The 13,440-nt window shown below is 54.4% G+C and carries 14 protein-coding genes and 2 tRNA genes; 8 read left to right on the top strand and 8 right to left on the bottom strand.

The features are described from left to right. Positions 1-162: 162 nt before the first annotated feature. Genes LA5095_RS03750 through LA5095_RS03760 form a run of 3 tightly spaced genes read left to right on the top strand, consistent with a single transcriptional unit; the run spans position 163 to position 2,653 of the window. On the top strand, positions 163-1,029 hold the full coding sequence (locus LA5095_RS03750; protein WP_055112036.1) for a prohibitin family protein: 867 nt from the start codon (positions 163-165) through the stop codon (positions 1,027-1,029). A 5-nt stretch (positions 1,030-1,034) separates the two neighbouring features. Beyond that, on the top strand, positions 1,035-2,441 hold the full coding sequence (locus LA5095_RS03755) for an ABC transporter substrate-binding protein (protein WP_055112038.1): 1,407 nt from the start codon (positions 1,035-1,037) through the stop codon (positions 2,439-2,441). Further along, complete coding sequence (locus LA5095_RS03760) at positions 2,438-2,653, top strand: hypothetical protein (protein WP_055112040.1); 216 nt, start codon at positions 2,438-2,440, stop codon at positions 2,651-2,653. The genes LA5095_RS03755 and LA5095_RS03760 overlap by 4 nt, the downstream gene beginning before the upstream one ends. A gap of 95 nt (positions 2,654-2,748) precedes the next feature. On the opposite strand, the gene LA5095_RS03765 is transcribed toward LA5095_RS03760, so the two are convergent. From LA5095_RS03765 to LA5095_RS03785, 5 genes are all read right to left on the bottom strand, one after another. After that, entirely contained in the window at positions 2,749-3,336 is a 588-nt protein-coding gene (locus tag LA5095_RS03765; protein WP_055112043.1) for a YcjF family protein, read from the bottom strand. A 214-nt stretch (positions 3,337-3,550) separates the two neighbouring features. Next, positions 3,551-4,234 (bottom strand): YcjF family protein, encoded by a 684-nt coding sequence (locus LA5095_RS03770; protein ID WP_055112045.1) that lies wholly within the window; start codon positions 4,232-4,234, stop codon positions 3,551-3,553. Then, positions 4,231-4,887, bottom strand: coding sequence for a nucleotide-binding protein (locus LA5095_RS03775; protein ID WP_055112047.1), 657 nt, complete (start codon positions 4,885-4,887; stop codon positions 4,231-4,233). The genes LA5095_RS03770 and LA5095_RS03775 overlap by 4 nt, the downstream gene beginning before the upstream one ends. A gap of 117 nt (positions 4,888-5,004) precedes the next feature. Then, positions 5,005-6,039 carry a DUF3089 domain-containing protein gene (locus LA5095_RS03780; RefSeq protein WP_055112049.1) on the bottom strand — a complete coding sequence of 345 codons (1,035 nt, stop codon included), beginning with the start codon at positions 6,037-6,039 and terminating at the stop codon, positions 5,005-5,007. 264 nt (positions 6,040-6,303) lie between these two features. Beyond that, positions 6,304-6,380, bottom strand: a tRNA-Pro gene (locus LA5095_RS03785). A gap of 337 nt (positions 6,381-6,717) precedes the next feature. On the opposite strand from LA5095_RS03785, the gene LA5095_RS03790 reads away from it, so the two are divergent. Further along, a tRNA-Gln gene (locus tag LA5095_RS03790) sits at positions 6,718-6,792 on the top strand. Between the two features lie 337 nt (positions 6,793-7,129). Then, the gene (locus LA5095_RS33015) at positions 7,130-8,575 is read left to right on the top strand and encodes a pentapeptide repeat-containing protein (protein ID WP_055112051.1); all 1,446 of its coding nucleotides are present in this window, start codon (positions 7,130-7,132) and stop codon (positions 8,573-8,575) included. Positions 8,576-8,684: 109 nt separating this feature from the next. Here the strand turns inward: LA5095_RS33015 and LA5095_RS03800 are convergent, their stop codons facing one another. Then, entirely contained in the window at positions 8,685-9,059 is a 375-nt protein-coding gene (locus LA5095_RS03800; protein ID WP_055112053.1) for a hypothetical protein, read from the bottom strand. 469 nt (positions 9,060-9,528) lie between these two features. Between LA5095_RS03800 and LA5095_RS03805 the strand changes: the two genes are divergently transcribed. Then, a complete protein-coding gene (locus tag LA5095_RS03805; RefSeq protein ID WP_144436080.1) occupies positions 9,529-9,876 on the top strand; it encodes a hypothetical protein in 348 nt (115 codons plus the stop codon). 27 nt (positions 9,877-9,903) lie between these two features. On the opposite strand, the gene LA5095_RS03810 is transcribed toward LA5095_RS03805, so the two are convergent. Both LA5095_RS03810 and LA5095_RS03815 read right to left on the bottom strand, forming a co-directional pair. Then, positions 9,904-10,407 carry a PilZ domain-containing protein gene (locus tag LA5095_RS03810; RefSeq protein WP_055112747.1) on the bottom strand — a complete coding sequence of 168 codons (504 nt, stop codon included), beginning with the start codon at positions 10,405-10,407 and terminating at the stop codon, positions 9,904-9,906. 134 nt (positions 10,408-10,541) lie between these two features. Continuing rightward, positions 10,542-11,021, bottom strand: a complete 480-nt coding sequence (locus LA5095_RS03815) for a PilZ domain-containing protein (protein ID WP_144436079.1) — start codon at positions 11,019-11,021, stop codon at positions 10,542-10,544. Between the two features lie 599 nt (positions 11,022-11,620). Between LA5095_RS03815 and cysQ the strand changes: the two genes are divergently transcribed. Further along, positions 11,621-12,439, top strand: a complete 819-nt coding sequence (gene cysQ / locus LA5095_RS03825) for a 3'(2'),5'-bisphosphate nucleotidase CysQ (protein ID WP_055112061.1) — start codon at positions 11,621-11,623, stop codon at positions 12,437-12,439. 70 nt (positions 12,440-12,509) lie between these two features. Next, the gene (gene cysD, locus LA5095_RS03830; RefSeq protein WP_055112063.1) at positions 12,510-13,439 is read left to right on the top strand and encodes a sulfate adenylyltransferase subunit CysD; all 930 of its coding nucleotides are present in this window, start codon (positions 12,510-12,512) and stop codon (positions 13,437-13,439) included. Position 13,440 lies beyond the last annotated feature (1 nt).

Genomic DNA, 13,440 nt, shown 5'->3' on the forward strand with positions numbered 1-13,440 from the left:
TGCCTTGTTTTATCTGCGTACAGGCTCGACAGAGGAGAGGAAATCGAAACGGACGTAAGGCTTTACAATCGCCGCTGGACAAGATGCTTCTTCACTGGAAAGCCGGGCAGCTTGTTCGTATAGTCCAGTTTCTCGCAGTCTCGCGTGGGGTGAGCAAGCCGTATGGCTTACGAAGATGAATATGATGACTACGAAGAAGAGCTAAGAAGTGACCGTCGGCGGCGTCTTCAGCTTTACCTTCTGATTTTGTTGCTGGCTTGCGGCATTGGTCTCGGGGTTTTGTGGAACAGGATTGTCATCACGGTGCAGTCCGGTGAGGCTGGCGTTCTGTATCGCTGGCTTTCCGGCACGGAATTGTCGCGGATCTACGGTGAGGGACTTCATATCATCTGGCCGTGGAACAAGATGAACATCTACAATGTCCGGCTGCAGACCAAAGAGCGCAATTACACGATGTTGACCAGAGACGGTCTTCCGGTCGATCTGCAAATCGCAGTGCGCTATCAGCCTGATGTACGTCTTTTGCCTTTGTTGCACGTAACTGTTGGCCCGGACTATCTGGAAAAAATCGTATTCCCGGAAACCGAAGCCGTCCTGCGCCGATCAGTCGGCCAGTACACGCCTGAACAGGTCTACACATCCAAACGCGGATTTCTTGAAACAGTCGTAATTCGAAGTCTGACGAGTGTCGAAGACCGTTATGTTATCGTCGATGATGTTCTCGTTCGGAACGTCGAACTGCCGGCGGCTGTGCGGTTGGCCATCGAAAACAAACTGACCCTGTCTGAACAGGAAAAGGCTTACACCTATCGCCTTCAGATCGAGCAGAAGGAAGCGGAACGCAAGGTTATCGAGGCAGAAGGCATCAAGAAATACCAGAACATTGTCAAACAAAGCCTGACGGAGGATCTGCTGCGTTGGCAAGGGGTTCAGGCAACCAAGGATCTGGCGTCGTCTCCGAATTCCAAGACAGTTGTCATCGGTTCCGGCAAGGATGGTTTACCGCTGATTCTGGGCAGTGACCGATAGATCCGATGGTGGAGCGCGGCGACGAAACGGATACAAACGAACCGGCGGGGCGGCCTTGGTTCAAAGGCTTTCTGATTGTCACCGGTGTTGTTGCGTTTATGGCCGTACTCGTTGCAGGCATCGGCATGATGACCCCCCAGCCCCGCATTCTAAAGGAGTGGTTCCCCGGAATTGCAGGTCTTTGGCAGGACGACTTCAAAGGGTACCGCGTCGTTGCCGTTTATGCCGAAGACCGGGAGGAACAGAGCTTCATCAATGGCGCACAGATGGGGGTCGATGAAATCAATGCGAGCAAGGAGCAGGTTCTGGGAGAAGAATTGGTACTGCAGCTTGCCATGGAAAGAGGCGTTACAACCAAGACCGCGTTGGAAACAGTCGTTCAGACAACAATGAGCCTGTCCGATCGGATTGCCCAGAAAAAAGACCTGATTGGTGTCATCGGCCACGAATGGTCAGATACAGCTATAACCGCAAGCTCGATCTACTCACGCAATGAAATTCTTTATCTGGCGACCCACGCGACCGCGACATCGCTGACCAATCATGGCTTTGAAACGGTCTTTGCACTTCAGCCGAACAATGCAACCAACGCCGATGTGATTGCCAGTTACGCCCTGTCCAATGGCCTGGAGCGAATCCTCGTTTTTTCTGACAAGAGCGACTATGGCAAAGAATGTGCAAACTTCTTCACCGAGGCAATGACAAACGCTGGAGCCAATATTGTCTATCGGGGGTTTTTGTCGGGAACACAGCGGTCAACCGACGAGCTTCTGATGTTCGTCCTCGACAATGAACTTTTCAAACGCACTGATTTCGATGCAATTTTCATCGTTTCATCATCTGTCGACGAAACTGCAAACTTCATCAAGCGGGCGCGCTTCCTTGGGCTGGATTTGCCGATTCTGGGGATGGAGTACATCTTTTCCGCAACAATTGAGCGTAAAGTTGGCAAGGAAGACATGAAGGACACCATTGGCGTGTCCCTTTACGACCGGGACAGTCTTTCGAAGACGGGGCAGACATTCATCGAGGAATATCAGACGCGATATGGGCATCTGCCGGATTTGAACGCAGCGCTGGGTTATGACGCCGTCACTCTCCTTCGGAACGCGGTCAAGCGCGCCGATACGTTGGATGCACAGAAGATCTCGGATACACTGAAGGTCGCACGCTACAAGGAGCAGTTTGTGGGCGTGACCGGACCATTGGTATTTGATCGCAAGGGCGCCATCACCGATACTCAGGTATTTGTCGTTCGGCACAATGGCGAAGAGTTCCACACCGTGGCAAAGTTCCAGGTGCCGCTTAACATTCGGAATTCAGATACCGGAACCGGTGACGCAACAGACACTCAGTCCGGCGAGGACGATGGAAAACCGGCTTCATCCGCCAAGGAGACGAAACGCCAATGACCATATTCATCAATCCATGGATTTTTCTGATTTGGGTGGTTGCTGCTTGGATAATCGGGATATTGGGCCGTGATACGCGTTTTGGTTTTGTGGGAAACTTCCTGATCGCATTCGTCTTCAGTCCGGTCGTCGGCATTCTCGTGCTGCTTGCCGCAGAGCGTGCAAAGAGTCCCTTGGCTGTCCGGAAGCGAAAGGGCCGCCGTATTATCTGATCTTCAGGCTTTGACCGGTTGAACACGCCAAACAAACAAGCCGCCCTGAATTATCAAGGCGGCTTGTCGCAAACTTGTAAGTCGTCAGTTCGTGGTCAGGACGCTGCTTCCTCGGAAGCTTCAGATTCCGGCTTGACTTTGTCTTTCGCCCTACGGGCCAGATCCTTGCCTCTTTCGAACTGCTCCTTGTAGAAATCCCGCATCTTGCTGGCGTCGAAGTCCATGAGGGTGCCGCCCTCTTCATAGTGCTTGACGATGGACCGGCCAACCGCATATGTCGCGCCGCCGGCAACGACAGGCAGGGAGACCATGCCAACCATCCAGCCAATGCCGGGGATAATTTTGGTCGCGCTTGCCGCAACAACGTATCCGGCCCCATACCCGAGTACACCACCGGCCAAAGCGTAAACCACCTTGCGGCCCAGCTTTTCAGAAAACGGCTTTTCATAGAGACGGGAGAGCTTCTGGATCATGCGAAGCTGAATGGCGACAACAGCAGCGATGTCAAAGAAGGCGACTGGAACAATACTCGCCGCGACAGAGGCGATCACGTAGTCCTTTATTAGATTGTCAGCCGTCAAATCCCGGGTGACATCAAACTCCTGATCTTCCTGAAGGTCTTCAACGTCAGTCTCCGCGACTTCGGGTTCTTCCGATTCGCTTGCGGTACTCTTGCTCGCCATAGAAATCTCCTGAAATCAGCTTTGGCCGAAGAGTTTCCCCATCGTCCGGCTGGAATGAAGGTGGCCTGTATTTCTGAACGGCATATCGCTCGGACGAAACGGTACTCTTTATGATGATAAATGGAAAGGGTTACCGCAGCAAATCGACCTTTATATGTGGGTTGCTCAAGTAAACATCGGAAAAACCCAGGGTGAATTCCCTGGTTGATCGGTTTCAACAAGGAACCGGGTCGGGTTCTACAGCTCCAATCTGTGCGTCCGGTGACGACAAGTGCGAGATGTAAACTTCCCCTACGATCCGGATCAAAATCGTTGCTGAAACTGACGTGATTGCCATTCCCAAAATATTGGGTCCCGGTGCCATACGCAACAATCCGACTGTCGTGAGGCTGGCGATTCCTGGCGCAGCCATTCCGGTTAACATTGCTGTGGCTAGCCGTTTGCTCCTGTAACGCTCGAGGGGAGCGCCAAAGAGGCGGGCCAGTTTACGCAGCATGCGATCGACCACCACAGCAATTGCTGCAAGGTCTACCCATGGCATGGGCACAAGACTTGCGATGGCCGCGAAATTGGCGTGCCGCTCAACAATCAGGTTGGCCGACGACCTCCGGAAACTTTCTCTGTCTGGGCGGTTACCGCGACTTTCCTGTCGAGCATGAACAGCAACGGCGCGGGCGTCCTTGTCTTGGGAACGAACAGCCTTCTGGTCAGGTCCTGTCTTTTCCGGTTTTCCGCTGAGCGGCTCCTGATCTTGAGCTGGCTCTGCTTCCTCCGGTTCAAGGAAACTTTCAGGTGTGATCCGCCGCTGGGCCGTTTCCTCGGCATGGAGCGCGGAATTTGCAGCTTTGCGCAAATCGTCGAGCGTCCTTTGCGAGGTTCTGGGCAGTTTCTTGCTCATGCGCTGAGCGCCTTTTTTGTCGATATGAGCGCGTCAGCTTCATCCGCAATGTGCGCAATATCCCGCGCTGCGGGACCTTCCGGCGCGATCAGACTGGGCGTTGCGCCGAAAAGACCTGCTTCTGCGTAGGCGACGCGATTGTGCATTTCGCTTGTCAGCAAGGGAAATCCGCCGTCCTCAAGCTCACTGCGGACATGGCGTGAAATGACGCTGCCTTTAACGGTCTGTGTCAAAACGCAGCGGAAAGTCGGTGCCCAGCCCTTGACCCCGCTCATCAGGGTTCGAACTGTATCCATCATACGATCCACATCCAAAGGTGAGGCTTTGACAGGGATCAGAACGATGTCAGCGATTGCAAGTGCCGCGATGGTGATGTCGCTGTCGAAACCGGGCGTGTCGACGATCGTGATACTGTGGGATGAACGTTGCTGCTTGATCGTGTTCCAGACATCCTTGTCGGCCTGTTCAAGTACGTTGACCCCGCCAAGCGCCTGATCGCGTTCCACAAGGCGGCTGGTGGACCGTTGGGGATCTGCATCGACAAGAAGCGGGTTCAGGCCCTTCAGATGCCAATGGACGGCGAGACAAGTGGCCAGAGTGGTTTTGCCGCTGCCGCCTTTTAACGAGGCAATGGTGACAACTGACCCGCTCATATGCCTCTGGCCCCGCTGATTCTAACTGATTTACCGGAAATTCTAGCAAAAACTGACCGGAAAACCACGGTCTTTGTAGAGGCCAGGGAGCAACCGTCTGCCTGGGCCTTGTCAGCCCTACTTTCCAGACGAAAGATAGGCTTGGATCCGCTGCGCTGCGTTCATGGAGATGTTTTCGGCAAATAGGGGATAGTCGTAGCTGTGATAGACCCCTTCCGGGAAAAACTTGGAATTGAGCCTGTCCGGATCTTCGGCGACAACTTCAAGGCCGCCATTGGCGATTCGGGCGGAGGCAAATCCAGGCAGGATCTGGTAGGTCCCGTTCTTTTCAATGAACACAGAGCCTCGGTTGCGTGAAGCAGGTGCCAGCGTATCCTCCCGCGTCCAGGTGAGAGGATTGACGACGATGGCGCCGGGAAAAATGACTGGTGAGTCTTTCTGTTTGCCGGGCGCGACCGAGTTATAACTGACGAAGCAGCCGGTCTGGTGGGCAGCATCGCATATTTCGATACTCGGATTGTCACGAAGATCTTCATCAGTGATGGACCAGCCCACCACGTAACCGGCTATCAACTGGTCTTCTATCCCGATTTTGCCCCAATACTCCACCAGCAACTGGGTCAGCAGGTAGGATCCCTGGCTGTGGGCCGCCAGAATAAACGGTCGTCCCTTGTTGTAGTGCTGCATGTAGTGTTCAAAAGCTTGCCGGACATCATGGACACCATACTCGACAATAGCGTCCCTATCTGGCTCGGACAGGTAGAACCCGGCCAGATTCATTTGCCGGTAAAGGGGGGCATAGAGGTTGGCCTGCCCGGAGAAAACCCGGGCTTCGGTTTTGATGCTCAATTCCGCGCTCGCGACAAGGTCTTTGCGGGAAATGTTCATCAACCAGGCGCTGTCACCCGTCAGAACCGTGGGATATAGCCACAAAATATCTATGTCGAACTGATCGGGATCCTCGGGTTTTGCGAGCCAGCTCGTCTTCTTGGAATAATCAGGAGCGGGGGGGACATCAGCCTTGGTAAAAGGGGGAAGACTGGGACGTTTTTCGTTTGCGGTTCCCGGAGAAGGCACGACAAACAAGATCGCTGTCAGAATGGCAATGCGCTTCGCGTTTCGGAAAAACACTGCCTCAAAAAATCGATACATGCGCCATTCCCGAGTTTCTCTGGATGTTGAACACCTTTACGAAGGTGCAGGCCAAATTGAACAACCAAAAGTAGCCCCTGTCCATGATTTCTCTGGTTCTTCCGCAGAACTCATTGGCTCCGGCTTTGATTTAAGAAGAGCAAATCAGCTGCCTTGAAGCTGAACCGATGATCCAATCATGGGCCTGAAAACATCGAGAACTCAGCACAAAGCTCACCGGTGCGAAAAACGCCCTGGAAGCAATTCAATGCAAGAGAAAAAAAATGGTCGGAGTGAGAGGATTCGAACCTCCGACCCCCTCGTCCCGAACGAGGTGCGCTACCAGGCTGCGCTACACTCCGACATTTGCAGGGCTTCAGCTAAACCCATCGGGAACAGCGGGGCAAGCCCTCGCTGCGTGGAGGGTCATTTAGCAAAGCTCATCTGATCCCGCAAGAGATTTGCCGGTCCGCACATCACTTTTTTAAAATCGCCTGCAATGCCAGCTGGTTAGCCCTAACGCACGTTCCGCGGCCTGTTTGAACTCCGGCCGGAGCACGGCGCATAAATGAGCTGACGGATTACTTTGTCGGCCCCGCTTGCCGGACCTGGGGAAAACTCCTGTGGCTGCCGGAAAGATTGGGTTAGGGAAGGCTTGCGCTTCTGAAATGACCTCGCTATATAGCGTCTCCACGGCCTTGGGGTGTAGCCAAGCGGTAAGGCACCGGTTTTTGGTACCGGCATGCGCTGGTTCGAATCCAGCCACCCCAGCCAGTTTTTCCCAGCATATTCAACGATGAATTCGCGTGTCTCCAGTGACATGTGCGGATATGCCGTGCCTGCCGAAATGTGGCGCGCAACTTCATTTGGCCAAACGCGCAACTTCACTTGGCACCTAGTTTGTGACTGAGATTGCCTCTGCAGAGCGGGGGGGACGAGGTTACATGAGCGGTGGCCTGGGCCAGTAGTTTTCTTGGAGGCATTGCAGGCAGGAAAACAGTGTCGCGAATTCCATCAAGATCCGTGGGTTGTAGGTCCTGGGAAGTTCCCGCTATGTTTATGCCCACAAACCTAGACTATATTTTTGATTTTTCAGCGTGGGATTGTACCGATGGCAGAGGTGCAAGCGGTTGAACCGGGAGCCGAGCTACCGAAGGAACTTGATGCAAAACTCGCTCACATCGACGCGGTGTCGAAAAATGCGCGAGGCACCTGGCTTTCGCTGATCGCGGTGCTTCTCTTTTCCGCAATTACTGTCGCTGGGGTGCGTGACCAAGACTATTTCACCTATGACTCTGCATTGGTGCTGCCAGTGATCAGCGTGTCGGTGCCAATCAAGTCGTTCTTCTATGCCGGTCCGTTGATCGTGCTGGGTCTCTACACCTATCTGCACCTGTATCTCATAAAGTTGTGGCGGGCACTGGCGACGATTGACGCGCAACCGGCCAGGGGTGTCTGGCTGGATGATCTTGTGTTTCCGTGGCTGATATCCGATGCAGCGATTTTTCTGAAACCTGGGGCACCAAAACGGCCGTTTCGCTGGCTGACGCGGCTGGTGTCATTCTCGTTTTTGTGGGCGGCTGCACCCCTTGTTCTCTTGTTGTTTTGGTTTCGAAGCTTTCCACCGCATGATGGCTGGTTGACGGCATGGACCGGGGCAATGGTGGCGCTCTCCGTTCTTGGCGGTAGCATCAGTCATCTTCTCTGGCATCGGATCCTTCGAACCGGACAGGAAAATTCCGATAGAGCATTTTGGGCAGGCCAAATAAAGCCTTTGGCCCTGGTCTGGGCGATATTTTCCGGGGTTCTGCTGATTGAAGGTTGGGAGAAGTCAACCGGTGGCATTCAGACGGAACAATTCGTTCTTGGTGATGCGGACAATTTTTATCCTACACACCTCTATCGTGCCGATATCGTCGAGCGCCCCAAAGACTGGCTGCCTTACGAGGAAGCCCTGGAAGAATTCAAGGTGAAATACAGCGGTGTTCGGCGAAAGGACTTAGAAAAAGCCGAGCACAAGGACGCGGATTGGGTCGATGCAGCCGAGACTGCGTTTCGCAATCAGCGCAAAAACCTCCTGTCCAAGCTGCGTGCCAATGATTTTCCTAACGCAAAACTGAGCAAGGCAAACCTCAAGGAAGCATTTCTGCCGGGCCTTGACCTTTTCCATGCAAACATACAGGGCGCTGATCTGAGTAGGGCGACTATGGAAGGGGCGGACCTGAGATTGGCGAACCTGAGTGGGGCGAACCTGAGTGGGGCGGACCTGAGTGGGGCGGACCTGTATTGGGCGAACCTGAGTGGGGCGGACCTAAGTGGGGCGGACCTGAGTGGGGCTGATACCTCCGGCGGCAGTTTCTCGGGTGCGCTTCTGGTGTTCGCAGATCTCAGTGTCAATGACTTTGTCACACAGCTTCAAATCAATTCAGCGTATGGCGATGGCAGCACGAAGTTGCCGAGGCGTCTAGACAGACCACAGCACTGGCCAGAAAGAGTATTCATACCGAGCGACGTAAATAAACGATGGCTCGCATGGCGAGAAGATAAAGATAAATGAAAGCCTATAGCGCAACCGTCCGGCTCTTGCCCGCTTACCTGGAAGGTTACCGCTCAGCCGACTGGCCGGAGCAGTCACGCCCTAGCCTGGCCGCCAGTCGCTGACCTGGTCACGCCGCCCGGATCTCAACCGCACAGGACGTTGCCGCGCCGTGCTGAGACAGCCAGGACACAGTCCGCGAGTAGTTGCCGGTCGACGCAGCCTGTTCGAAGGCCATGGCGGCCCACAAGGAAGTAGACGCGCCTCCCGCACCGGTCGGTTCGCTCAAGAGCGCTGTGCCACCCTCCCATGACAACGGGTCTTCGGTGCCGTCGTAACGGTTGGCCGCATAGAAGACGAGCGTGTTGATCTGTCCCGTTGTGATCGCTGGTGACAGGCTTAGCGGGTTGGATGCCTCGATCTCGCCACCGACGACAATGTTGTCCATTCCGTCAATCTCAAAAACCGACACGTGAATATTGGACCAACCGTCATCATTGCTCACCTGAATGGTCTGTGCTCCGGTTCCCGGCGCAAGGATCGTGGCAAACGATATCTGATAGCGTGTAAACGTCCATCAAACCGGGGGAACTCCATTGTGTCGATGATAAAAACAGCAGGGCGTGTCGGGGAGAGGGCTGCGGAGTTAGGCTTCGACCCAAACGCGAAACACCCCAGCAGTGTTGCCGGGGTGCTTCTTGCTTAATGCGGTATAACCGAACCAAAATACGGTCCGGCGCCGCGATCATGTCAGAATGCGGCTCGGCTGGCAAATCGGGACCACGCTCTTTGCAAGGTAACCGGGGATTGTGGCTCCGGTGTCTGTGTATTTCACATTGTTGCTTCATGCGGGGTGGCGCCGGTGTCGGACACGTTTGACGGCGCGACGGACAGTCTGGGAGGAGGAAACCCCTGAAGGTTGCATGTATCTCGCCGTTATGTGCCGTATTCACTGACGTCTGGGCGGCTGGCTGGTGCTGACGATGGTCATCATGCAGATCTTCGACCCTTCAACCCCGTTTCTTGCAGGCCAATCATGCAAGGGCGCCTGCGACGTCTACTACTGTGTCCCGGTCGGGAATTTCTTTCTCGCCTGGATTGACCGTGGGCTACATTCTCCTGGAACCGGGCTGCTTTCCATCGCGGGGGGCTGGATGATGCCGATCGATGTGGGGATACCGATGGTTGTCGGCATCGGATCGGCAGGCAACACCATTCCGCTGGCCACGGCGTTTGACCGGGACGAGCGCTACAGGAAGTGTGCAGGCCGAGCGGTGAGCCGCGGGCGTGACGGAGGAAGCGCAGGACCGCGGGTCTCCTGATCCTGCATCCGTGACAAGCGTTTCGGCTCAGCGCCGTTTGCCGAATCCGGGTTTGCCGCCTGCTGGGCGCGCGGTTCTGACGGGCTGCTCGGATTCGGGCTTGTTCTTCTCGTCCATAACGCGCTTGCGCGAGAAATAGTTGTCCGGCGAGTCTCTCAGCTCATCGATTTCCTCGGTGAGCGCGTCGTCTGATGATTTCAGGATCTGGGCACGCAGTTTTCCAACCGGCCGCTTTTCGCTGATGAATTCCACGCCGCATCTGAGGCCTTCTTCCCAGCGGCGCTCGCAGGTCACCTCGAAATCTTCAAGATCGATCTGCAGGTCGAATTCCTGCGGCAGCAGATAGGCCTGTTCAAATTCCAGCTTGGCACCGGTATCGGACAGGTTGCGAATGATGCAGGGCACGGAACGCAGGCCTCGATTGAACAGAAGCTTGCCCCGTTTCAAGGCACGGGCACGACGTGCACGTTCGTTGATGTCGCTCTCGGTCTCTTCGCTTGACGTCAGCGGTTCTTGTTTTGCGTCGGGCATGTTCGTTTCACATCTCACGGTCATTCAGGGGCACTTAATGCCCGGGAACATGACTCTTTTAACAAGAAGACCTTGTCATTCCGTGAATCGGAATCCGGCTCAGGTTCGCACCCTCTTGTGAATTATCGTGCGCGTCAGCGCCGTTTTCCAAAGGCCGGTTTTCCACTCACCGGTGGATGCTGGCGTTGTGACGCCTCGCCGGAAGTTTCCGCGTCCAGCGCGTCATCTTCTTCAAGATCATCTTCGTGATCTTCCTGCAAGGTGTTATCGGACGGCTTCAGCGTCTGGTAGCGTTGCTGCGGAACATTGCGTCTTTCACTTGTGAACATGACGCCGCAATTCAGGCCGGCTTCCCAGCGGCGCTCGCAGGTTACTTCGTAGTCTTCCAGATCGATATAAAGTTCAAAATCCTTGGGCAGGATATAAGGCTGGTCGAATTCCAGCATCGCGCCACCATCGGAAATATTCCGGACAACGCAGGGTATGGATCTCAACCCGTTCTGAAAGACCATCTTGCCTTTCTTGTAGACGCGGGCGCGCCGGGCGCGTGGCTTGAAATCCTCAAGCTCTTCATCTTCCGCATTCTGCTGCGGTGCAGGATTGACGTTCGACATGGTCATCTCGCGTAGGCTCGGAAATCTGTCGGCACCTATTGTCATTAAAGCCTAGTTGAAAGCGGTTTCCAATAAATGAATCGATCCCATCAAACGTTTAACTGTTTCCGAATTTTAGATTTTTCATGTGTAGATAACGAGTTATATTGATTTTCTCCGAAAAATTAACTAATGAAATTCTGAAATTAACGTAAAAGCGTAAAAATATAACTAAATTTGAAGTAATTTACGGTTGAAATTCGATGTTTGATTGCAATTTAATGAAGAGATTTGTTGCAGATTGCCTTTCCGGATTTTAGACTGGTGCGAAAACGTGCTTTCGCAATGCAGAAGAATAACTGATCCAGGTCCCGTGTTTTGCGAACTGCAGGAGGCATTCGAATTCAAGAACAGTCGTATTCCCCGCTTCGCAGGTTTGTGACCCGGAGTGCGGAACAATAGCCTTCATCAGAGGGCCGATTGTTCGAAGCTTTTTCTTTTCAGGCACAATCGTGGAACGCCATTTCTTGAATTGATGCATGCGTTCCATTTACTTACGGACTTACAAATCCGGTACAACTCGCTCAAGATCGGCAGATTTTGGCGAACTAGAGGCGTTCATGACTGAAGACCAGATATCCTTATTGAGCCAGTTGGCAATTCGTGCTGGCGAGGAGATCTTAAAAATCTATGCCGAGCCGTTCGAAGTCGAAAGCAAGACTGACGGTTCTCCTGTAACCAAGGCGGATGCAGCGGCCGAGAAGATCATACTGGCCGGACTTGCAGACGCGTTCCCCGACATTCCGGTGGTTGCCGAGGAAGCTGTCGAAGCAGGCAATCTTCCGGCCGTCGGCGATGTCTATTTCCTGGTGGACCCGCTGGACGGCACCAAGGAATTTCTCAAGAAGAACGGTGAATTCACCGTCAACATCGCCCTGGTAGATGCCGGCGTGCCGGTGTTCGGCGTGGTTTATGCCCCGGTTCTTGGGGAGATCTACTGGGGAAGTGCGCAAGGCGCGTTTGCCGGTCGTGTCCAGGACACCAATAACATCGAAGACGTTCAGGCGATCGCGGTGAATGCACCCCGGCCAGACCTGACGGTTGTTGCAAGCCGGTCCCACATGTCCGACGAAACAGCTGCATTCATGCACAAGCTGCAAGTCAATGAAATTGTTTCGGTCGGCTCCTCGCTGAAACTGTGCTGGGTGGCTGCCGGGAAGGCGGATCTCTACCCGCGGTTGGCTCCGACCATGCAATGGGACATTGCGGCGGGAGATGCGGTCGTGCGCGCAGCGGGCGGGGCCGTCGTTCTTGCGGACACAGGCGCTGATTTCGTTTATGCGATGCCGGAAAATGCCACCAAGGACGATCTCCGCAACTCTCACTTCATTGCCGTCAGTACGAGAGAGCTTTTGCCCGGGTTTGCTCCCGTTCTTTAGCGGGCTGCCACAATATTGACAGGACAGGTCCAGATAAGGCCGGTTCGCCGGACACAACGGAAAAGTGAACATGAATATGCAATCTCACGGGATCACGCCCGAGCGCCTCAGCAACCTGAAGCGTCTGGAAGCGGAAAGCATCCACATCATCAGGGAAGTGGCGGCCGAATTCTCCAATCCGGTGATGCTTTACTCCATCGGCAAGGATTCCGGCGTCATGCTGCACCTTGCAATGAAGGCGTTTTACCCCTCCAAACCGCCTTTCCCGCTGCTGCATGTCGACACGACCTGGAAATTCCGGGAGATGATTCAGTTTCGGGACGATACCGCCAAACGTCTGGGACTGGATCTTCTGATCTACACCAACCCTGAAGGTCTTCAGAAAAACATCAATCCGTTCGATCACGGCTCATCCGTTCACACCCACATCATGAAAACGGAAGCCTTGAAACAGGCACTCGACAAATACGGTTTCGATGCCGCATTTGGTGGCGCTCGCCGGGATGAAGAAAAGTCGCGCGCGAAGGAACGCATGTTTTCATTCCGCAATGCCAGCCATGGCTGGGACCCGAAAAACCAGCGTCCCGAACTCTGGAACCTCTACAATGCCCGCGTTGCCAAGGGTGAGAGCATCCGGGCCTTCCCGCTGTCCAACTGGACCGAGCTCGATATCTGGCAGTACATCCTGACCGAGAACATCCCGATGGTCCCGCTCTACCTTGCGGCCAAGCGACCGGTGGTGGAACGAGACGGCATGCTCATCATGGTCGATGATGACCGGATGAAGCTGAATCCGGGCGAGATCATCCAGGAAAAGAAAGTTCGTTTCCGCACGCTCGGCTGTTACCCGCTGACCGGTGCCATTGAATCCGATGCCGACACGCTCCCCGCCATCGTTCGTGAAATGTTGATCGCCCGCACATCGGAGCGGCAGGGCCGCCTGATCGACAAGGACGAAAGCGCGTCCATGGAAAAGAAAAAGCGGGAAGGATATTTCTGAG

This window comes from Roseibium album, assembly GCF_001404515.1.
Lineage (GTDB): Bacteria > Pseudomonadota > Alphaproteobacteria > Rhizobiales > Stappiaceae > Roseibium > Roseibium album.